Source organism: Aciduricibacillus chroicocephali (assembly GCF_030762805.1).
Taxonomy (GTDB): Bacteria; Bacillota; Bacilli; order Bacillales; family Amphibacillaceae; genus Aciduricibacillus; species Aciduricibacillus chroicocephali.
Genome location: NZ_CP129113.1, coordinates 2,610,255 through 2,631,294, shown reverse-complemented (window position 1 = coordinate 2,631,294; position 21,040 = coordinate 2,610,255). Strand labels below are relative to the sequence as shown.

At 43.4% G+C, this 21,040-nt stretch carries 20 protein-coding genes; 12 read left to right on the top strand and 8 right to left on the bottom strand.

Annotated elements, in window-relative coordinates; all coding sequences use genetic code 11:
- Window positions 1–122: 122 nt before the first annotated feature.
- Both fghA and QR721_RS13420 read right to left on the bottom strand, forming a co-directional pair.
- Window positions 123–956, bottom strand: coding sequence for an S-formylglutathione hydrolase (gene fghA / locus QR721_RS13425; protein WP_348027829.1), 834 nt, complete (start codon window positions 954–956; stop codon window positions 123–125).
- A 4-nt stretch (window positions 957–960) separates the two neighbouring features.
- Window positions 961–2,076 carry an S-(hydroxymethyl)glutathione dehydrogenase/class III alcohol dehydrogenase gene (locus QR721_RS13420; RefSeq protein WP_348027827.1) on the bottom strand — a complete coding sequence of 372 codons (1,116 nt, stop codon included), beginning with the start codon at window positions 2,074–2,076 and terminating at the stop codon, window positions 961–963.
- 116 nt (window positions 2,077–2,192) lie between these two features.
- Between QR721_RS13420 and QR721_RS13415 the strand changes: the two genes are divergently transcribed.
- The 4 genes from QR721_RS13415 to csaA all read left to right on the top strand — a co-directional run bounded on the left by QR721_RS13415 (window position 2,193) and on the right by csaA (window position 5,019).
- Window positions 2,193–2,546: a winged helix-turn-helix transcriptional regulator gene (locus QR721_RS13415; protein WP_348027825.1), complete on the top strand. Its 354-nt coding sequence runs from the start codon at window positions 2,193–2,195 to the stop codon at window positions 2,544–2,546.
- Between the two features lie 457 nt (window positions 2,547–3,003).
- Window positions 3,004–3,699, top strand: coding sequence for a helix-turn-helix transcriptional regulator (locus QR721_RS13410; protein ID WP_348027823.1), 696 nt, complete (start codon window positions 3,004–3,006; stop codon window positions 3,697–3,699).
- A gap of 91 nt (window positions 3,700–3,790) precedes the next feature.
- The gene (locus QR721_RS13405) at window positions 3,791–4,666 is read left to right on the top strand and encodes a DMT family transporter (protein WP_348027821.1); all 876 of its coding nucleotides are present in this window, start codon (window positions 3,791–3,793) and stop codon (window positions 4,664–4,666) included.
- 20 nt (window positions 4,667–4,686) lie between these two features.
- Window positions 4,687–5,019 (top strand): chaperone CsaA, encoded by a 333-nt coding sequence (csaA, locus tag QR721_RS13400; RefSeq protein WP_348027819.1) that lies wholly within the window; start codon window positions 4,687–4,689, stop codon window positions 5,017–5,019.
- Window positions 5,020–5,101: 82 nt separating this feature from the next.
- Here the strand turns inward: csaA and QR721_RS13395 are convergent, their stop codons facing one another.
- Window positions 5,102–5,869: a TSUP family transporter gene (locus QR721_RS13395; protein ID WP_348027817.1), complete on the bottom strand. Its 768-nt coding sequence runs from the start codon at window positions 5,867–5,869 to the stop codon at window positions 5,102–5,104.
- 106 nt (window positions 5,870–5,975) lie between these two features.
- Window positions 5,976–6,698 (bottom strand): gamma-glutamyl-gamma-aminobutyrate hydrolase family protein, encoded by a 723-nt coding sequence (locus tag QR721_RS13390; protein ID WP_348027815.1) that lies wholly within the window; start codon window positions 6,696–6,698, stop codon window positions 5,976–5,978.
- A 217-nt stretch (window positions 6,699–6,915) separates the two neighbouring features.
- On the opposite strand from QR721_RS13390, the gene QR721_RS13385 reads away from it, so the two are divergent.
- On the top strand, window positions 6,916–10,185 hold the full coding sequence (locus tag QR721_RS13385) for an NPCBM/NEW2 domain-containing protein (RefSeq protein ID WP_348027813.1): 3,270 nt from the start codon (window positions 6,916–6,918) through the stop codon (window positions 10,183–10,185).
- A gap of 763 nt (window positions 10,186–10,948) precedes the next feature.
- Here the strand turns inward: QR721_RS13385 and QR721_RS13375 are convergent.
- Complete coding sequence (locus QR721_RS13375; protein WP_348027811.1) at window positions 10,949–11,536, bottom strand: YdhK family protein; 588 nt, start codon at window positions 11,534–11,536, stop codon at window positions 10,949–10,951.
- A gap of 163 nt (window positions 11,537–11,699) precedes the next feature.
- Here QR721_RS13375 and QR721_RS13370 point away from each other — a divergent pair, with 163 nt between their 5' ends.
- The 3 genes from QR721_RS13370 (at window position 11,700) to QR721_RS13360 (ending at window position 14,237) form a co-directional block, all read left to right on the top strand.
- Complete coding sequence (locus QR721_RS13370) at window positions 11,700–12,632, top strand: NADP-dependent oxidoreductase (protein ID WP_348027809.1); 933 nt, start codon at window positions 11,700–11,702, stop codon at window positions 12,630–12,632.
- Window positions 12,633–12,767: 135 nt separating this feature from the next.
- A complete protein-coding gene (locus QR721_RS13365) occupies window positions 12,768–13,559 on the top strand; it encodes a nucleotidyltransferase domain-containing protein (protein ID WP_348029849.1) in 792 nt (263 codons plus the stop codon).
- Window positions 13,560–13,610: 51 nt separating this feature from the next.
- The gene (locus QR721_RS13360; protein ID WP_348027807.1) at window positions 13,611–14,237 is read left to right on the top strand and encodes an NAD(P)-dependent oxidoreductase; all 627 of its coding nucleotides are present in this window, start codon (window positions 13,611–13,613) and stop codon (window positions 14,235–14,237) included.
- A gap of 27 nt (window positions 14,238–14,264) precedes the next feature.
- Here QR721_RS13360 and QR721_RS13355 read toward each other — a convergent pair whose 3' ends face one another.
- The gene (locus tag QR721_RS13355) at window positions 14,265–14,606 is read right to left on the bottom strand and encodes a DUF1811 family protein (protein ID WP_348027805.1); all 342 of its coding nucleotides are present in this window, start codon (window positions 14,604–14,606) and stop codon (window positions 14,265–14,267) included.
- Between the two features lie 444 nt (window positions 14,607–15,050).
- On the opposite strand from QR721_RS13355, the gene fdhF reads away from it, so the two are divergent.
- From fdhF to QR721_RS13340, 3 genes are all read left to right on the top strand, one after another.
- The gene (fdhF, locus tag QR721_RS13350) at window positions 15,051–17,960 is read left to right on the top strand and encodes a formate dehydrogenase subunit alpha (RefSeq protein WP_431189547.1); all 2,910 of its coding nucleotides are present in this window, start codon (window positions 15,051–15,053) and stop codon (window positions 17,958–17,960) included.
- A complete protein-coding gene (locus tag QR721_RS13345) occupies window positions 17,960–18,439 on the top strand; it encodes a helical membrane plugin domain-containing protein (RefSeq protein WP_348027801.1) in 480 nt (159 codons plus the stop codon). The genes fdhF and QR721_RS13345 overlap by 1 nt, the downstream gene beginning before the upstream one ends.
- Window positions 18,440–18,512: 73 nt before the next feature.
- Complete coding sequence (locus QR721_RS13340; protein ID WP_348027799.1) at window positions 18,513–18,875, top strand: Na-translocating system protein MpsC family protein; 363 nt, start codon at window positions 18,513–18,515, stop codon at window positions 18,873–18,875.
- A gap of 75 nt (window positions 18,876–18,950) precedes the next feature.
- On the opposite strand, the gene QR721_RS13335 is transcribed toward QR721_RS13340, so the two are convergent.
- Window positions 18,951–19,928, bottom strand: coding sequence for a type IA DNA topoisomerase (locus tag QR721_RS13335; protein ID WP_348027797.1), 978 nt, complete (start codon window positions 19,926–19,928; stop codon window positions 18,951–18,953).
- A gap of 151 nt (window positions 19,929–20,079) precedes the next feature.
- A complete protein-coding gene (locus QR721_RS13330) occupies window positions 20,080–20,607 on the bottom strand; it encodes a hypothetical protein (RefSeq protein WP_348027795.1) in 528 nt (175 codons plus the stop codon).
- A gap of 143 nt (window positions 20,608–20,750) precedes the next feature.
- Here QR721_RS13330 and QR721_RS13325 point away from each other — a divergent pair, with 143 nt between their 5' ends.
- Window positions 20,751–20,978: a helix-turn-helix domain-containing protein gene (locus QR721_RS13325; protein ID WP_348027793.1), complete on the top strand. Its 228-nt coding sequence runs from the start codon at window positions 20,751–20,753 to the stop codon at window positions 20,976–20,978.
- The last annotated feature ends 62 nt before the right edge of the window (window positions 20,979–21,040 follow it).

Sequence of the window (21,040 nt, the reverse complement as noted above, 5' to 3'; positions counted from 1 at the left end):
CTTAGTGCCTTATTGTTTTATGTAGCATTAATTATAATATGACAAAATATAGTAATGAAAAATATCCACATTACAATTGAATGTGGATATCTTTCATTCCCTATTTTACATTGAAATGGGAATTATCTTAAGTGTTTTATATGGAATGCGAAATGATCATCCAGGAAAGTAGATACAAAGAAGTAGCTATGGTCATAGCCCTCCACTTTGTTAAAGCTCACTTCCGTATTGGCTTCCTTCGCATTGTTCAAGAAGTTCGTTTCATCCAGCTGTCCTGGATAGAACTGATCTTTGTCTCCTTGTGTAACGAAGATAGGTGGCATACCGGACTTTTTGACGAGTTCCGAAGCATCCCATTCCTTCCAGGAAGTCTTGTCATCTCCAAGATAAGTAGAGAATGCTTTAATACCCCAAGGAACTTGACTTGGGCTGGAAATTGGCGCAAAGGCAGAAATCGCCTTGAATCTTGAAGGATTTCTCATACCGATTACGAGAGCGCCATGCCCTCCCATTGAGTGCCCCATAATGCTTTCTTCACCAGAAAAATTAGGGACCAGTTCAGTAGCAATGGATGTTAATTCCTCAGTGATATACGTATACATTTTGTAATGCTTTGCCCATGGTTCCTGCGTGGCATCCAAATAGAATCCTGCACCTTGACCAAGATCCCATCCTTCATCATCAGCAACGTCTTCACCACGAGGGGAAGTGTCAGGAATAATGACAGCAGCCTGATATTTATCAGCCAGTGCCTGAAAACCACTCTTCTGGCTGAAGTTATCGTCTGTGCAAGTCAGACCAGATAGCCACCAGATAAGGGGAATCTTCTTCCCCTCTTTATTGGATGGCAAATAGAGGCTGAATTTCATATCACAATGCAGAACGTCTGAATAATGGCTGTATTTGCGCTGCTCACCGCCAAATGAACGGTGCTGATCAATGCATTCAAGACTCATGATTTCACTCTCCATATGTCAAGATTGTACGAATGGACTCACCTTTATGAAGCAAATCAAATGCCTCATTGATGTCTTTGAAGTCCAGGTGATGTGTAATAAAGGAATCCAAATCAATTTCACCATTCATATATTCATCAATCATACCAGGTAATTCAGAGCGTCCTTTAACACCGCCAAATGCTGATCCGCGCCATACACGGCCTGTTACTAATTGGAATGGGCGAGTGTGAATTTCTTTGCCTGCGCCTGCAACACCGATGATAATGCTCTCTCCCCAACCTTTATGACAGCACTCAAGAGCGGATTTCATTACTTCAACATTACCAATACATTCGAAGCTGTAATCAACGCCGCCATCTGTCATTTCAACGATAACTTCTTGAATTGGCTTATCGAATTTAGAAGGATTGACAAAATCAGTTGCGCCCATTTTCTCAGCAAGTTCAAATTTGCTTTCATTTATGTCAATAGCGATGATTCGTCCGGCATTTGCCTTTTTTAACCCTTGGATAACGGCAAGTCCGATTGCGCCGAGACCAAAGACAGCAGTTACAGCACCTTCTTCAACTTTTGCTGTGTTATGAACTGCGCCAATACCAGTTGTGACACCGCATCCGAATAGACAGACCTTATCAAGAGGCGCATCTGGCTCAACTTTTACAAGGGAGATTTCAGATACGACTGTATACTCACTGAATGTGCTTGTTCCCATATAGTGGTAGATTGGCTCTCCATTGTAAGAGAAGCGAGTTGTTCCATCAGGCATAAGACCTTTACCTTGAGTTTCCCGAATTGCGCTGCACAAGTTTGTCTTGCCAGAGCGGCAGAATTTACACTCTCCGCATTCAGGTGTATATAGCGGGATAACATGATCGCCCGGTTTTACTGAAGTAACTTCATCTCCTACAGCAACAACTACACCAGCACCTTCATGGCCTAGTACAGCAGGGAAGATACCTTCAGGGTCATCACCTGACAATGTATATGCATCTGTGTGGCAGACTGAAGTATAAAGGATTTTTACAAGTACTTCTTTTGCCTTTGGCTCTTCAACATCGAGTTCAACGATCTGAAGCGGTTCACCCGGTTTAAATGCAACAGCAGCTCTACTTTTCAAAGGAAGCCCTTCTTTCTTTTTTAAGTGTTTACATACCTATACTGTCATAATATAATGCCCTGTACAATACTGACGCTTTTGTCACTATACATACGAAAGGAAGGGAATAAATATACATGGCTATTAATTATAAAGGTAAGGATTACTATACTGCCAAGGATTTGGCTTTATCGGTTATAGGAGGACGTTGGAAGATAGCAATTATATGGTGCCTACTTCAGCAGTCTCCATTGAGATTAAGTGAATTGCAAAAAAAGCTTCCAGATGCCAACCAGCGCATGTTGATCAGGCAACTGAGGGAGCTGGAGAATGATAAAATCGTGAATAGATTTGTGTATCCAGTTGTTCCTCCAAAAGTTGAATATCAACTTAGTGAAATTGGCTATCTTCTGGAGCCTGTTGTGACATCTATCTGCGACTGGGGAGACCAGTTCAGTGAATTCGTATCAGAAAAGGCCGGTAGATCGTAAGTTAAATAGACTATAGCCTTTTGCTAATTGGGCGGTCTTTTAGTATAAAGATAGATTACCCGAAAGATAACATCTTTACACAGATTGTGCTCAGTACCTATGAGCTTTTAGATATAAGGATAAGAAAAGGATAGATGTGCATTGAAAAATTGCTCATCTATCCTTTTTTGTTAGTCTAGGGTTCTAATAAATCATCTAAGCTTTAGAAGGTTTTCTCTATTTTATGATAAGGGAATCCGCCCAACACTTGTTTATTGAAAAAGAACACAAACATAATGACCATGATCAAATCTATAGCGAACTTGATGTGATTTTTATTCATTTTCATTGATTTTTCCCTCGCAATTCGTTGTTAATAGGGACTATAATCAACTATTCTTAAAGTTTTCCTGAAAATGATAAAATAGTGACATAGAGCGAAAGAGGTCGTGTATTTGAAAAGGAAGGAGAGAGCTAATTGGAGAATGTACTAACTTGCGAAAAAAGAAATTACTCTAGAGAGTTTAATGCGCATCAACATGAGTTCGGACAGTTTCTTTTTCCGCTTCAAGGATCGCTGGAGATTAAAACAAAGTGGCAAGAAATCAATCTGAATCCCGAACATTGTTTTTATCTCCCGCCGAATTGTGAGCATAAGTATCGATCTGTAGATCGGAATGAATTTTTAATTTTGGACATACCAACGCAATACTTGCCGGGTGACACAGATAGCATGTTTATCACAATGGATCGGCAGTGGGATTCCATCCGTTATTTGCTTATGGAAGAGTCGGAGAGTCGAAGGAATAAGTCCTCACTTGCTGATTTGACCCGTTATGTAACGAGCAAATTGGAAACGTCCGCCCCGGCTTCAATTGCTTACATTCACGAACACTACAAGGAAGCTATCCGATTGGAGATCTTAGCTGAGTTGGAGCATTATCATCCAGTCTATTATTCATCGTGGTTCAAGAAGAAAACAGGGAAAAGCCTCAAGGCTTATATTAATGAGCTGCGCCTCAAAGAGGCTAAGCATTTATTGCATTCAACAGGATGGTCTATGACGAAGATAAGCGAGGAATTGGGCTTCGAGAACCCGTCATCATTTACGAGGTGGTTTGTAAATTTGGAAGAGGTACCTCCGTACAAATATAGAAAGCTTCAAAAAGGATAAAAAGAACGTTGAATTTGGTGAAGAAAATTGTCCGTGTATTTTCTACAATAGGTTCAGCGATTCTTTTTTATTTTTTGTTGGAGTGGATTAAATGGGTGGTAAAGCTTCTTCATTTCTAATATTATTTGCAGCGATGCTCTGGGGAACGACGGGAACTACACAGGCTCTGGCTCCTGAGACAGCACATCCGATTTCTATTGGGGCCGTTCGGTTAGCAGTTGGAGGTCTTTTCCTATTAATTCTTGTGCTTGTGACAGGGAAGCTCAGTCTTAGAGACTGGCCTATTAAAGCTATAGTAGGTGCCTCTTTTTGCATGGCCTTATACCAACCATTATTTTTCTCGGCAGTTTCGTCGACGGGGGTGGCCATCGGTACAGTCGTCGCGATTGGAAGTGCTCCGATATTGTCAGGGCTGATCGAGTGGGCTTATTTAAATACTCGTCCGACGAGAATCTGGTGGTTCTCTACGGGGATTTCAATTATAGGTTGTCTTTTATTGTTTGCGGATAAAGAATCGGTTAGTGCAGATCCGGTTGGAATTTTGTTGGCACTGGGGGCTGGTTTATCTTTTGCCAGTTACACGTTAATAAGCCGGGGAATAGCTGGAGATCATTCTTCTTTATCATTGGTCGCTATCGTATTTACGCTTAGTGCAATCTTCTTATCCCCATTCTTATTGATATATGATTTATCTTGGATTAGAAGTGTCAGAGGTGTGGTTGCCAGTCTTCAGCTTGGTATTGTAGCAACTGGTGCTGCATACTTGCTGTTTGCAAAGGGACTATCCAATGTTTCTCCATCCACTGCAGTGACATTTGCTCTAGCGGAGCCAATGACAGCAGCTTTACTAGGTTTCCTTGTGTTGGAAGAATCTCTGAATATAACGGCTTGGACGGGAATTTTTCTTTTAGTCATTGGAATCGGTATTTTAATATGGTCACCGAAAAATGAAAAAATGACGGCCTAGAAAACGGAGGTTAATTTACTATGGCGAAAATAGAAGATTTTCTGGAATTGGACATGCGTATTGGGACAATTATAAATGCTATGCCTTTTCCCGAAGCGAAGAAACCTGCAATAAAATTAGAAATTGACTTTGGAGAGGAAATTGGCATCAAGCAATCCTCCGCTCAAATAACGCGTCGATATGATTCTGAAAAACTTATTGGCCGCCAAGTTGTAGGAGTCGTTAACTTTCCGCCAATGCGAATTGCTGGCTTCAAATCTGAAGTATTGGTAATAGGCGGTGTACCAGAAGATGGGGATGTCGTTCTATTGAAACCAGACGAAGTCGTTGAAAATGGGACGAAAATTTCATAGTTAGGCGAAATTGGAAAATTTATAGCAAGCTTAGGAGCAGGGGAAAGGCTAAAGCAATGTTACCTTTCTCCCTACACAATGTTTACTTTAAAAAATCCCACATATTTTTGGCCAACAGCACAACCGTCATTACAATGAACAACGCTCTTACATAGCCGGTCCCTTTTCTGATTGCGAGCCTTGAGCCGCAAATGGAACCGGTAATCTGGGCCGCTCCCATAACCAATCCGTATACATAATGGACTTGTCCTAGATACATGAACATCATCAACCCTGCGATATTGCTTCCGAAGTTCAGGAACTTCGCGCTGCCGGCTGCTCTAATGAAATCAAAGCCAATCAATAGGAATGAGAATATGAGAAATGAGCCGGTTCCAGGGCCGAGAAATCCGTCATAGAAACCGATGGCAAATATAAGAACCATGAATAGCAGTAGATGGTGAGTAGAGAGTTTTCTATGTGTTGAAATGCTGCCCCAGTCCTTCTTGAAGAACGTATAAACGGCTACTGCAGCAAGCATGACGAGCATGAGTGGCTTGAGCACTTCTGGATTCATAAGATGGACGGTCCAGGAGCCGAGTATTGAGCCGAAGAAGGCAAGGGGGAACAATTTATAAATGGGTTTCATATCCAGCTTGCCGGAGCGGTAGAACATATATGTACTCGTCAATGCGCCCATTGTGCTGGCGAGCTTGTTCGTAGCGACAGCAGCAACAGGATTTAGTCCAGCGAACAGCAGGGCAGGCAATGAAATCAGTCCGCCACCACCTACGATTGAGTCAATAAAAGCTGCCATAAATCCGAAGAGAATTATAATAATGAGTACAGATGGTTCAATATCAAGATGCATGTTCTTTTCCTTTCAAAGCTTACTTTATGTAACTATCGTGATCTGCGAAAAAACACCTTCGAGGCACATGTTCCAGTGTACCATGATTGAAGGTGTTTCCTCTTGTTCATTTTCCTTTTGTTCGCTCAACGAAATCTTCAAAAAGACGAAGCATCCCGAAGTGATTTCTCGCTAAGCGTTCAGGGTGCCACTGAACTCCAACAATTGAGCGGTCATCGTTCTGAATCGCTTCTATAACTCCATCCGCCGCATGGCCAACTGCTTTAATGCCTCCAGCGAGTTTCCGTATCGCCTGATGATGGAAGGAGTTGGTCAAAGCTCTTTCCCCGAATAGCCCGTGGAAATAAGAACTTTCTTCAAAATATACCGTATGGGAGATAGCTTGGGGTTCTGATGATTGTTCATGTTTCACGTGGGTAGTAGGTTCTGATTTCAGATCCTGAAACAGTGTACCACCAAGCGCTACATTGACAACGTGGATGCCTCGGCAAATGGCGAATACCGGCTTTCCAAGATTCATGACCGTTCGGAATAAGGTAATGTCAAATTCATCTCTTTCAGGAGATATTGTGCTCAAGCCCTGTTCCGGCTCTTCTCCATAAAACAATGGATTAATGTCCACCCCACCAGTCAAGAGAAGTCCGTCTATATGCTCCGCCTGTGAGGAAATGACTTCCATTCTTGTTGTGACCGGCACTACGCAAGCTGTGCCACCTGCCATTTCTACTGCCTGAATATAGTCATCATAGGCAAATGCGCTTTTATAGCCTGGAAATCTGCCGTTCTGTTCAATTTCAATATTGCCGGAGACCCCAATGATTGGTCGCAATATGATCCATCCCTTTCCAAAGGTGTTAGTGGCTCTATTCTCCCCAAGAACCTATGTAAAAATGATAATCTGTGTGTAACAGGTGAAATCTGTATATTTTTAGTTCAATCCATTCATTAAATTGTTTTGTAATCTGTACCAATATACTCATGATGTGATTCCAAATTATACCGATATTAATAGCGAAACAAAAAAATGTATAAGGAAGGTGTGCATCATGAAGAAAAAGCTCTTTTTATCCATTATTCTGCTAGGGACAGCAGCCTTCACGATTTCTGATCTGTTTCCGTATCCGAACAGCAAAGTTGCTTTTGCTGAGGAGTCGAGTGCTTCTGCGATTGATTCAAGCATATTCTCAATACCTTCTGAGGATATGGCGGCTTACGACAAAGCATTCCGAGTACCCGCGGAAGCAATCCAATCAATTAAAAACAATGGCGGAACATATGGAGACCGTGTGATCAGCCGGGCCATTGACGGGGATCCAGACACATTCTGGGAAACGGGAAAGCCGAACTCAGACACATTCAAAAATCAGTTTGAAGTTACATTCAAAGAACCACAGACAATTAACAGAATGACGTATGCAACGAGACAGGATGGGACAAAGCCAAAAGGGTTTCCAAAGTCTTTCGAGATTTATGCCTCTCAATCTGAATCAGGTAATGACTATGCTTTAATTGGTAAAGGCAGTTACTCCGGCAATGTGACAGCGGAGACGATGGAATACACTTTCAAGAAGACGACAGCAAAACGTGTGAAGTTCGTCTTTGTTGAGGCACATCAGGATTGGACAAGTGCATCCGAAGTTGCTTTCTATAAAGAAGATGTGCTTTCGAAAACTGTCGACAATCTGTTTACAGACGGAACGATGACAGCTGTAAATGAAAAATACGCGAACCTTTCTTATTTAGAGGAGCTCATAGCCCAGGCGGAATCGCATCCATTGCGCGCACATTTGATTCATCGCCTGAGCTTGGCAAAGGAAATTGTGAATGGTGCAGATTTTAAAAAAGATATTTTGACATTGCCGCAAAACGGAAACTCTGTTCATCAGTCGAGGACAGTATTGAGAATGAGCCGTTTCGGTACGAACTTCCTCTCGACAGGCATTGTTGCATTGCCGGGTGAAACGTTCAAGGTGTATGTAGATGCAGATCCAAATGGACCACTGCCGAGCATCGCCTTCACGCAGCAGGAAGCTTCTTTCAACAATTGGAATCGTACTTACAATTTGAAGCCGGGCGAAAACACTTTTACTGTACCGAAAATCTATGACAACAACTGGTCGATGAAGAGCAATCCGGGTGGGGCAGTTTATTTCATCAACCCCTATACAGCGAGTGAGCAACCAAAAGCGCCTCGTGTTCGTATCGCTGGTGGTGAGAAATTCCCGATCTTCACATCCGGTGATGACCCGGCTGCTTTCCTCAAAGAGCTGAAGGCATACAAGACGAAGTTGGATGCTCATAAGGACAAGATGATTGATATCTTTGAACTGAATATGAAAAATGTAACATTTACTGGTACAACTACGGGTGCATACGATGCGTATGTGACAAGAGGTGTGCAGCCCGAAGATACGATCCGAGCATGGAATAGCATCATGGACGATATGTTTGCATTCGCAGGCATTGACGGACGGAGCGCTGTTCACTCCAAAGGGAACGCAAGGAGCTTCATCCGCCTTATGCAGCCATATGGCGCTGCTTATGCAGGCATGGAGCATGTAGGCATTCAGCGCGGGGATATGTCAATCTACCTCGATCCTTCTCGTATAGACAGTATTATGTGGGGTATTGTTCATGAGTTCGGCCATGAGATGGATATTAGTGCTGCAGAGTGGACAGAGATCACGAATAATATGTGGTCAAGTTATATTTATATGAAGCGCGGACTTGGAGATAGAGTCCAGTACTCATCCATCTTCGAAAATCAGTCGCCGGATGAATACGGAAGCACAAAAGGATTTTACGACTATGGTTATTTTGAGAAGCTCGCGATGTTCTGGCAGTTGCAGATTAAAAACGATCACTACTGGGCGGATCTCGAGAGCTTGTACCGTGAAAGAAAACCTGCTGTAAGCAATGAGCAACAAAAGCGCGACACTATGATTCTCTATTCTTCTGAAGTGATGGGTGCGGACTTGACCGAATACTTCAATCGCTATAAATTCACCCTTTCAGATGCAGGGAAAGAGAAGATGGCTGCTTTGAAACTGCCGAAGCTGGATAAAAAGCTGTGGTATTTGCATACAGCGGCATATCAATACAAAGGACAAGGCTTCACAAAAGCATATAAACCGAGCATCAAATCTGTTGTTACTTCAGATAAAAAAGTGACACTTTCGTACTCGATTGAAGAAGAGGCCAAGAAGGACGTCCTCGGCTATGAAATCATTCGAGATGGAAAAGTAATCGGCTTTACAAAAGATACAAGCTACGTTGATAAGTCTGCCGAGATTGGCAAGACATACGGGTATTCAGTCGTCGCTTATGATAAGAAACTAAACGCTTCTCAATCAAGTAGTGTCTATGAAAAGCAAACAGCAGAACCGCATTTGAAGGTGCTTGATGCAATTACTATTCAAAAAGGAGACCAATTTGATCCGTTCGCTAGGGTGAAAGCATTCGATGTTAACAATGAAGACATTACAGCGAATGTGAAGGTTATCCAGTCAAATGTTGACGTGAGTAAAGTTGGCGCTTATGAAGTTATCTATGAGGTGGCAGACCAGGCTGGCCATAAGACAACGGGAAAAACGAGGGTTCAAGTCGTATCAAAAGTAGTCTATGCGAGCGATATTCCTTGGAAGTCTGTCACAAACACATATAAGCAAACTCAATACGATAAAACGATTAATGGCGAGCCGCTCCAATTGTTCGACGGCATCCAGGCGAATGTCTATCAAAAGGGTATCGGTACACACGCCAACTCTGCTGTTGTCTATGATGTGAGCGGAAAAGGCTTTGATACTTTCGAGGCAAGAATTGGTGTTGAGCAGCATGTCGCTGACAATAATATGTCTTCTGTCATCTTCCAGATTTACGTGGACGGTGTGAAGAAATATGACAGTAGCGTGATGAAGCACAAAACCCCAGAGAAGTTTGTGCAAGTGGATATTACCGGTGCTTCTGAAGTGAAGCTTGTTCTCAATGATGGCGGTAATGGGATCGGTTCGGACCACGGTGCATGGGGTGATGCTAAATTCATAACGACTGATTCAATGTCACAGGAAGAGAAAGATTTGCGTGCTTTGCTTGAGTTCACAAAGCCGATTACGGATACAACTTTTGTTAAGCCTTCATTAAGCATGAAGGCGATTCGGCTTGCAAACGTTGTAATGACTACTCAAGAAGTTGAGAAGAAACTGGAGGCTGGAGAGCTTTCCTTGCAAGATATGAAAATTGTTACAGGGACATTGACGAATTACGTTGAGAATATTGGACAAGTCTATAAGCCGGGAATGAAGCCGGTACAATTCTAATGTAAAGAAGAAAACGAGACCGGGCTGATTCGCCTAGTCTCGTTTTTTGGTGAATTTAGAAGCACTGGAAGGATACAATCCTGTTCAGGTCAATCCCGAATATCACCCATCTGAAACCGTTCCATCTAAAGCCGGAGATTGATCTTCTGCCGATAAATGTAGGGTAGAACCAGAAGGCATCTCGTTCCAGCCACACGTATGTGAATCTGAAGAGGCATCCGCGGATGGCTCCCGGGTCAATCGCCTTTGGTTGAAATTGTTGTAGTTGCGGCGTGAATGACGGCGGTGGACTTGAAGGTGGTACGTTTTGGCCGCCTCCCGGGCTTCCTGGACCTCCCGGACCTCCGGGGAACTGTCCTGGACCTCCTGGGCCCCCAGGAAACTGCCCTGGACCTCCCGGGCCTCCAGGAAACTGTCCTGGGCCTCCTCCGGGAAATGGTGAGGTACCCGGAAAGTTAGGGAATCCGCCTGGTCCTTGCCCTGGTGAAGGAAAACCAGGGGGCGTTCCAGGGAAGAACCCTCCTCCTGGGAATGAAGGGTTAAACATACCCGGGAAAATTTGTCTCCCATCATGGTAACTGGAAAAGTCTTCAGCATCTTCTTCTTCCCAATATGAGTAATAAGGATCCTCGTAATAATTCATTTAATATCCTCCTTGAACTTGGCTGCTTTTACTATATGGTCAAATGTCTCAAGGAGGGTGGGCTCATAAGAAAAATGCCCGATTCCGTCTATGATCTGCTTTACGGAGCCGGGCATATTGCTATTTCACAGGGGAGAGTTCATCCTCGGTTACCCACTTATGATTCTTAACCTTTTCTCCGCCAGTTGTTGGGACATAATCAATCATATAAACGGTTGTGTTTTTGACACTGCCAATCTCAGCTTTGGCACCTTTCATACCTTTCATGTGATCTGCTTCAAGCGTCACCTGATCTCCCGGCTTCATTGCTTTGTTGCCGCCTTTGATTTCCTCCTGAATGACCCATTTATGATTCTCGACTCTCTTGCCACCGTTCGTTGGATCATAAGATACGGTGTAAGCTGTTGTGTTGAAAGCACCTACAATTGTAGCTTTAGCACCCTTCATACCTTTCATATGGTCTGTCTCAATGGTTGCTTTGCTACCGATTGGATATTTGGGGTCTTTAGTTGCTTGCAGGTCTTTAGGAATATCCCCAGAGCTTGAATGATCCATTGATTCATGGTCTTCACTCATCTCCTCGTTTTGATGGTGTCCCGCTGTTGTCTCTGTACTTTCTTTCTTTTTACTATCTTTGCCTTCGGTATGACCGCATGCTGCAAGGACTAGCATGAGAACCAAAACAAGGCCGTACCCTAACTTTTTCATATTGATCACCTCAACTCTATCATTTCCCGAACTTATATGCCTGAACACCCATAGACAGGTTATTCGCCAATCTTTTAAAAAAGCAGTTTAAATCAAGAGATGTCTCGAAGATGTGAAGATGGGGAATAACATATAAGTGATTCTTTAAAAGGAGCGTGCGGAAATGAAAGCAATAGTAATTGAACAATATGGCGGAGAAGAACAACTTATAGATAAGGATTTGCCAAAACCGGAAATCAATGAAAACCAAGTCCTTATAGAGATGCATGCGACTTCAATCAATCCGATTGATTGGAAACTGCGAGAAGGCCATTTGAAAGATTTTATCAAACTTGATTTTCCGATCATTCTTGGCTGGGACGCTGCAGGGGTCATAAGTGAAGTTGGATCCAAAGTGACGCAGTTTAAAGTGGGTGACGAAGTATTTGCACGTCCAGCGATGGAAAATGGCACGTACGCGGAGTATGTAGCTGTCGATGAGAATTTAGTGGCACTGAAACCGAAAAGTGTCGACTTCAATACTGCAGCAGCTGTGCCGCTTGCTGGATTGACCGCTTGGCAATGCCTCGTCGACTACGGGAAAATTAAAAAAGGTGACAAGGTATTGATCCAGGCAGGATCCGGAGGTGTCGGCAGCTTTGCAATTCAGATTGCGAAAAGTTTCGGAGCTTACGTATACTCAACAGCATCAGAGAAAAATGAAGACTTGTTGAAAGAATTCGGAGTCGATGAATTTATCAACTATAAAACAACGGATTTCACGGAAGTGGTCAAGGACATGGATATTGTACTGGATTCAATGGGCGGAGAGGTTCTTGAGAAGAGCTATGATGTGGTAAAACCAGGAGGATATCTTGTCACGACAATTGGACAGATTGATGAAGAGAAGGCAAAGGAAAAGCAAATCCATGCGAACTCCATGTGGCTCGAACCGGATGGCAAGCAGCTTGCTGAGCTTGGAGAGCTGATGGATAAAGGGGAGGTCAAGCCGTATATCGGTCACACTTACCCTTTGACACAGGAGGGGCTTCGCGAGGCACATAGCCTCAGTGCAACTCATCATGCAAAAGGAAAGATTATAATCGAGATAAAATAGGAATGATGGTCACGGCGTAGGAACAATTTTGAATGTTTCTGCGCCTTCTTGATATACTTGAACCGTACAGTTCTAAACTGGTGAGTGACACATCAAATTAGCGAATGGAAAATTAACATGAGTGAGGTGTTTTCCATAGAACAGCTTATTAAGGATAAAATATTGGAAGTTGAAAAAAGATTCCACGTCAAAGTGCTCTTTGCCATTGACGCAGGGAGCAGAGCATGGGGATTTCCATCTCAGGACAGCGACTATGATGTGCGGTTCATTTACATCCATCAGCCCGATTGGTATTTATCCATTGATCAGCAAGGAGTTGGCACGAAGCAAAATGTAATTGAATTGCCGATCGATGAAATGCTGGATATGAGCGGTTGGGAAATCACAAAGGCATTGCGGCTTTTCAGGAAGAGTAATCCTTCCTTGCTGGAGTGGCTCAGGAGCAGTATCGTCTACTATGAGAAATATTCCTTTATCGAAGACTTGAAACGTCTGGAGCCGATGGTTTTCAAGCCGAGTACATGTCTTTATCACTACATGAACATAGCAGAAAGCAATTATCATGAACATTTGCAAGGTCCAATCGTAAAGGCGAAGAAATACTTCTATGCTTTGCGCGCAGCACTTGCTTGTGAATGGATTGAAAAGTATAAGACGGCACCACCTGTTGAATTCAAGATGTTGTTAGAGGACATTTTGCCAGATGGTGAATTGAAAGATGAGATTGAACAGCTGCAGAAGAGAAAAATGGAAGGCGATGAGCTGGATACGGAGTCTCGTAATACGATCATTGATGAATATTTGGAGTCCGAATTGGAGCGAATTGAGGCGTATTCCAAAAGAGGAAAAGCTCCGGCCGGGGACCCGACACCGGCACTAAATGCATTGTTCAGAAGTACGCTGATGGAAGTTTATCCGAGTAGTTAGAGTAAGTAAATTTGAGGAAGACATTTATGGAAAAGAGAGGAGGCAGTCTGATTGAACATTCTCCTTCTAGGCGCAACAGGCCGTGTCGGCAGTGTACTGTTGGAAAAGGCCTTGCGAGACGGGCATGAGGTTGTAGCGCTTGTCCGCTCTCCTGAAAAAATATCAGTCCAAAATCCACATCTTCACATTATCCAAGGGAATATATTGGATGAGGAAGCTTTGGAAAAAGCAATGACTACAATACATGTTGAAGCGGTCCTGAGTGGGCTCAATACGGACAAAAACAATACATTATCAAGAAGTACACCTTCACTCATCCGTCTAATGGAGCAGCATGGGATCAAGCGTCTTATTACGATTGGTACAGCTGGAATTCTTGATAGCAGGGTGGATCCAGGGGTATACAGATTCCAATCGAGTGAGTCCAAACGCAGGCTGACAACTGCGGCAGAGGATCACCTTGGGGCTTATCAGACTATGAAGGACTCAAGCCTTAATTGGACAATCGTCTGTCCGACTTATTTGCCAGATGGTGAAGAGTCGGGGGGATATCGGGTCGAAGCTGATATGCTTCCGGCAGATGGGAAGATGATTTCGGTTGCAGATACAGCTGCATTTGCGTATAAACAGCTTGGAAGCGACGAATTTATAGGCAAGCGTGTCGGTATATGCTATTAATTTGAACGAGTGATCGGTTTCTATCGATCACTCGTATTTTGTTTTTTGCCCAAGCATTGCTAGTAGAAAGCCCTCTTCTTCCAAGGAGCGTTCACCAGTCACCTTATTTATTTTATAACCCCAAGCAAATACACCTTTTATTTCGTTTATTTCAAATAGATGATCCGGATCTTCTATAAGTTCAAATAGGTCACCTTGCTGGAAGTCAGCAGGGTTGAGCATGAAAGAGCGCACAATTTCAATCTTTCTTGTGTAGATGGCGATATGGTTCTTACTCTTTTCAATTTTTGCTTGTCTGAGCTTCTCTTTGAGCATTTTCTCTTCTTCGACGAACTGGGGGATTGTATATGTTTTATAAGGATGTGCCAATGTGAGGCTCCTTTCTCTTTTGGGATAACGTTAGTAGGTTGAGTATCAGCTTAGTATAACGTTCTTTTTGTCAAAAGTTATTCTAAATGCATGATTCTTTGGCATTGTTAGGAGGATTTCACAAAAAAGCAGGACAAAAATGATTTCTTCGTTCTAAAACCAAAACTTCTGGTATAATTATACTATGAATGAAACAGTGAACGACGCATTGATATCAGGTAACGTAGGTTGCCCGGATATCCTGTCTCGTTTGCTTACGATATTGCGGGATTGATAGCTAGTATACACGTATGCTTAGATGTTCTCCCCCAAGAAGCAGCTCGATCCACATAGAGGACGACTGTTTTTTGGGGGAGTTTTTCTTTAAGGGGGAAAAATGCTGTGGCGAATAAAGTGAGCGTTTACATTAATGGAACAGAGCATGAAGTTGAAGATGGCTCCCGGATTTTGGATTATTTGATTTCACAGGATATCCAGCATCCTCATATTTGCTATTCGGAGGCACTGGGGCCGGTTCAGAGCTGTGACACGTGCATGTGTGAGGTCGATGGCAAGATGATGCGTGCCTGCTCGACAGTCGTGGAAGACGGAATGGAAATTCTGACGGTTTCGAATGCGGCAAAGGAAGCGCAGGCAGAGGCAATGGATCGTATCTTGGAGAACCATCTGCTTTACTGTACGGTCTGTGATAACAATAACGGGAATTGTCGTGTACATAATACGGCGGAAATGATGGGGGTCGAGCATCAGACACGTCCTTTCCGTTCCAAGGGGTATGACGTCGATATGTCGCACCCGTTCTACCGCTACGATCCGGATCAGTGTATTCTGTGCGGGCGCTGTGTTGAAGTGTGCCAAGATGTGCAAGTGAATGAAACGCTGCTTATCGACTGGGAAATGGAACAGCCTCGTGTACTCTGGGATAATGGCAAGCTGATCAATGAATCGTCCTGTGTTTCTTGTGGCCAGTGCGTAAGTGTCTGCCCTTGTAATGCATTGATGGAAAAGTCAATGCTAGGCAACGCGGGTTACATGACGGGAATGTCAGATGAATTGCTGACGCCGATGATTGACCTTGTCAAAGCAGTAGAGCCGGATTATCAGACGATCTTTGCGGTTTCTGAAGTGGAAGCAGCAATGCGCGAGACACGGACGAAGAAAACAAAGACAGTCTGTACATTCTGTGGTGTCGGCTGTTCCTTTGAAGTTTGGACAAAAGACCGTGAGATTTTGAAAATTGAGCCGTCTGAAAATGCTCCAGTAAACAGTGTTTCTACTTGTGTGAAAGGCAAATTCGGCTGGGACTTTGTTAATTCAGAAGAGCGTCTGAAAACACCGCTTATCCGCAAAGGTGATGCTTTTGTTGAAGCGAGCTGGGAAGAGGCAATCAGCCTTGTTGCTGAGAAATTAGGTGGAATTAAGGACAAATACGGAAGCGATGCACTTGGTTTCATCTCTTCTTCCAAAGTTACAAATGAAGAGAACTATCTGATGCAGAAGCTGAGCCGTCAAGTGTTCGGAACGAATAACGTCGACAACTGCTCTCGCTATTGCCAGTCACCAGCATCATGGGGTCTGCAACAGACAGGTGGTATAGGTGGTGACACTGCTTCCATTAAAGATATAGCTGGAGCTGGGCTTGTGATCTTGATCGGCTGTGCGCCTGCTGAAGGGCATCCGGTTCTTGCATCCAAAATAAAGCGTGCCCATAAGCTTCATGGACAGAAACTGATCACTGTAGATTTACGCAAACATGAAATGGGCGACCGTGCAGACTTGTTTATTCGACCGAAGCAGGGAACCGACTATGTATGGCTTTCAGCGGTGGCGAAATATATGATCGATCAAGGATGGCATGATGATGCTTTCATCAAGGAGCATGTGAACCATTACGATGAATTCCTGGAGATGCTTGCACCGTATACACTAGAAGAAGCATCCAGGATTACGAATATATCCGAAAAGGTTCTAATTGAGATGGCTGAGATGATCCGAGATGCAGACGGAACAGCAATTTGCTGGGGAATGGGTGTTACCCAGAACATTGCCGGCTCTCACACCTCTGCAGCGATTGCGAACTTGCTTCTCGCAACAGGTAACATGGCTAGAAAAAATGCAGGAGCCTTCCCATTGCGTGGTCATAATAACGTACAGGGTGCAAGTGACATGGGGACGATGCCGAACATCTTCCCTGGCTATCAGCAAGTAGCCAACGATGAAATTCGCAACAAGTTCGAAAAAGCTTATGGTGTGGAGATTCCGGCTAAGCCTGGACTGGACAATATCCAAATGCTTGAGGCGGTAGAGAATGACAAGTTGAAAGCAATGTATGTCATGGGTGAGGATATGGCGTGGGTTGATCACGATTCCAACCATACGCAGGATATGTTGGCAAATCTTGATTTCCTCGTTGTGCAGGATATATTCCTCTCAACGACAGCTCAGTTCGCAGATGTCATTCTACCGGGAGCACCTTCACTCGAGAAAGAAGGGACATTCACAAACACAGAGCGCCGTGTACAGCGATTGTATCAGGCTCTTGAACCGGCCGGTGACAGTAAGCCGGACTGGCAGATAGTCCAGGAAGTCGCTTGCAAAATGGGCTTCGACTGGAATTATGAGAATCCGAGTGAGATTTTTGATGAGATGGCTTCACTGACACCATTCTTTACCCATTGTAATTACGAAGTGCTTGAAGGATGGAACAGCTTCTCTTGGGGTTCGATGGACGGAACAGATACACCGGTTCTGTATTTGGATGGTTTCAACTTCCCAGATAAAAAGGCACGCTTCGGTATTTTTGAATACGTACCGCCGATGGAATTCCCGGAAGAGTTCGATCTGTCGCTGAACAACGGACGTTTGCTGGAGCATTTCCATGAAGGGAATTTGACATTCAAGTCAAAAGGGCTCGAGTACAAATTCCCGAGAGTGTTCGTTGAAATTTCCCATGAACTTGCGGAAGAGCGTGACGTAAAGGACGGTGGCCTTGTTCGTCTTATCTCTCCATATGGTGCCATTAAGCTTCCAGTCCTTGTCACGGATCGTGTTCAAGGCAAAACTGTTTATGTACCAATGCACTCAACAAGCCATGACAGTGCGGTTAACTTACTTACCGGTGGGGCGGTAGATGTTGCAACTCATACGCCTGCGTACAAACAGGCGAAAGCACGCATGGAAGTGATTTCGAAAGATGGAGAAAATCCGCTACCAAAGTTCAACCATCGTCATGCGACACGGACACCACAGATGGGACTGCAGATTTATCGCAAATGGGAGCGCGGCGACTATGAGCCGATTGCTGATATTAATGAGCATGTGCTGCCGGGCACGTTTGATAGGAGGAACCGCTAATGGCAAGCCCGATCAAGAAAATTATTAGAACAGAGCTGACAGAAGAACAGAAACAGCAACAGACTTTGGAGAGCCTCCTCTCCGAAGTTGCTTTGAATAAAGATTCTTTACAGGAAACATTGCTCTTATTGAAAGAACTGCATGAGAGCGGGCTGTTGGAAGCTTTGAAGGATCTATTGAAGGCGAAGGAAAAAGTCGCAAAGATTGCCGTCGATCAGGCGCTGCGTGAACCAGTGACGAACTTGATTAATAATGCGATGGCAGCGGGCGGTGCGCTGACTGAGCTTAATCCAGAAGTGACAGGCAAGCTTGTCTCTGGCCTTGCGAATGGCCTTCAGAAAGCCGAGCAAGGACTGGAGGACAATTCGAAGGTAAAAATGTTCGACCTCTTAAAAGTACTGAACGACCCGGACATTAACCGTGCTATCGGGTTTGGTCTCAACCTCCTAAAAGGTGTCGGTGAAGAATTAAAAGAGTAGAATAGAAGAAAAAGCAGGATGCCAGGCGTCGGAGTTACTCCACGCTTGGCTTCTTTCAATAGGAGGAAATGTTATGGGCAGAAATCTTGAGCATGAATTCAGTATGCTCGTCCGTGAAATTAGAAAGGAATACGTCGGTAATGGGCCTAAGGAGATCAGTACTCGTTTCATTGGCAACTGGGCGATCAGCGAGATGAGAGGCAATCTGACGAACGTGGAGAAATTCATGATTACATCAGAGCAGGGCAGACAGACGGTACACGAAGCACGAACGAAGCTAGTGAAGGAGATTTACAAACGGCCAGAAGTACTCGTGAAATTCGAGAAACTAACTGGAACGAGGGTCGTGCGCCTGTTCTCCGACTTGAATATTGAAGAAGATATTGCGATGACTGTGTTTGTGTTTGAGGATGAGGTGCAGAGGAAGCAGGGGTGAGCGGAATACAGGATGTAAGTACGAATGAGCAAAAGCCATTTTGAAAAACAGGCATCGTATTAAGATGCCTGCTAATCATTTAAAATCCAACATCAGCTTTCCATCTTTCAACTCAAGTGGAGCGTCAAATTTCTTGCCGCCAGTAGAAGTAAACCCTTTAATCACATTCGTGCGACCTTTCGTGCAAAGCAGTTTCACTTGTGCCGGGGTAAGCTTTTTCTTAAGAAAGACACCGGGGAATGTCTGCTTGCAGCCATTTTTATAATTACTGCATCCATAGAACGACTTTCGGGACAAGATTGTACCATTCCCGCATGCAGGACATGGGGCAACTTCTTTCGGTGCATAGCTTCTGCGGCTTGATTTTTCGGCAGGTGGCAGCTCAATATCAATTTTCTGCCCCTCCAATTGATTCGGAACAGCTTCAAGCATGCTGTTGATGAACTTCGATACATTGTTCAAGAAGTGCTCTCCGGTCCCTTCGCCATTCCCGATTTTTCGCAAATATGATTCCCATTTTGCAGTCATGGAAGGGCTTGCGAGCAAGCTCCCTTCAATCGCTTGGCAAAGGACACGTCCTTTATCCGTAATGGAAACAATATTTTTTATGACAGAGATGTATCCATGCTTCTTGATCGTCTCGATAATACCGCTTCGAGTCGCCTCTGTGCCAAGTCCTTCAATCTCCTTTAAAACGTCTGTCTCACTCTGATCCTCTACAAGCTTGCCGCATGTTTTCATCATCGTAATGAGTTGACCTTCTGTGTAAGGCTTAGGAGGTTGAGTTTTCCCTTCTTTGACAGCAATCTCACTTTGAACTGTTTCATTTTGTTCAAGAGGAGGGAGAGCAGGCTCCTCCGAATCTTTGCTTTTCTTTGAAACCGGGAAGATCTCTTTCCATCCTTTATCACGTTCTGTCTTTCCGATTGTATAGAAAGGAAGCCCTTTTACGTCTGTTGTCACCTTAGTTTCCGTATACGAGTAGTCACGGTGAAACATGGCGAGTGCTGTTCTTACAACTTCCTCGTACAAATTACGTTCGAGCGGTGACATTTTGCCAAGAGCTGCAGCAGTCGGGCGCTTCTTCGTCGGGATGATCGCATGGTGTTCTTGATATCAAGTGTAAAAAAAATCGAAATTAGTGCCCATACTATTCTATTCTTTAAAAACATATAGTCAAAGTTAATAACAGGGGGGGATTTTTTTATAAAAGTTTATGTTTCTCAAGGACAAGTTTACCTGCATTTAGTATTTGCTCGTAATTTTGGTTGTTAATTAGAGTAGTTATTAACTCGAGTTTACCTAAGTTTATAAAAGTTTGTGTTAAATTCAGTTTGTCCGTTCTTTTATATACACCATCTATATAAGTGCAGAATTCTAGCACTGCTTGTTCAAATGTTTTGTTTACTATCTCTTTTTGGAGACTAAAGCAATCATCTTTATGACTATATGCTGTATCTCTTGATTTAAAGTCGACATTGCTATCAATCACCTTTTTTAAATAATAATAAAAAGTTTCTTTATCTTTACACCTCTTTAAAGAAGTGATTGTAAATGCACTGAATTCTGAGGTGTCAAATAGGTAAAGAGCCTGGTAAAAATTATATAGATCCTCAATTTCCTTTAAAATACCTACTGTTAGTTGTTCTTTAGTTTGTTCACTTGAATTGAGGTACACCTTCAATTGGGTAGGTAAGTTTAGTTCATCTATTATCTGATTTAAATTGTCCATGGATTTTCCTCCATTTCGGCTGTAGTATAGAGGATACAGTATAATCAGTGTAGCATATTGCGCTCTGTTTTGCAGACCATAGTCCGTGGACTGAATAGCACATTTCTTCGATTATGAGGAAAAAGAGCGTGGTGCTATGCTGAATGGAGATAGAGGTAGTATTTGGTAAGGTATTGAAGGAATTTAGAAAGGAAAGGAAGCTCTCGCAAGAAGAGTTAGCCTTTATTTGCGGGCTTGATCGTACATACATCAGTTTGATGGAACGGGGTAAAAGAAAACCTACAATAACAACAATTTTTGTATTAGCTGCTGGCTTAGAAATATTACCAAGCCTATTAGTATCGAAGACTGAGCAAAAATGTGGCCTATAATATTTATTATCTTAATTACTGTAAAGTTTGAGATACCTATACATGTAAGATTTCATACAAAA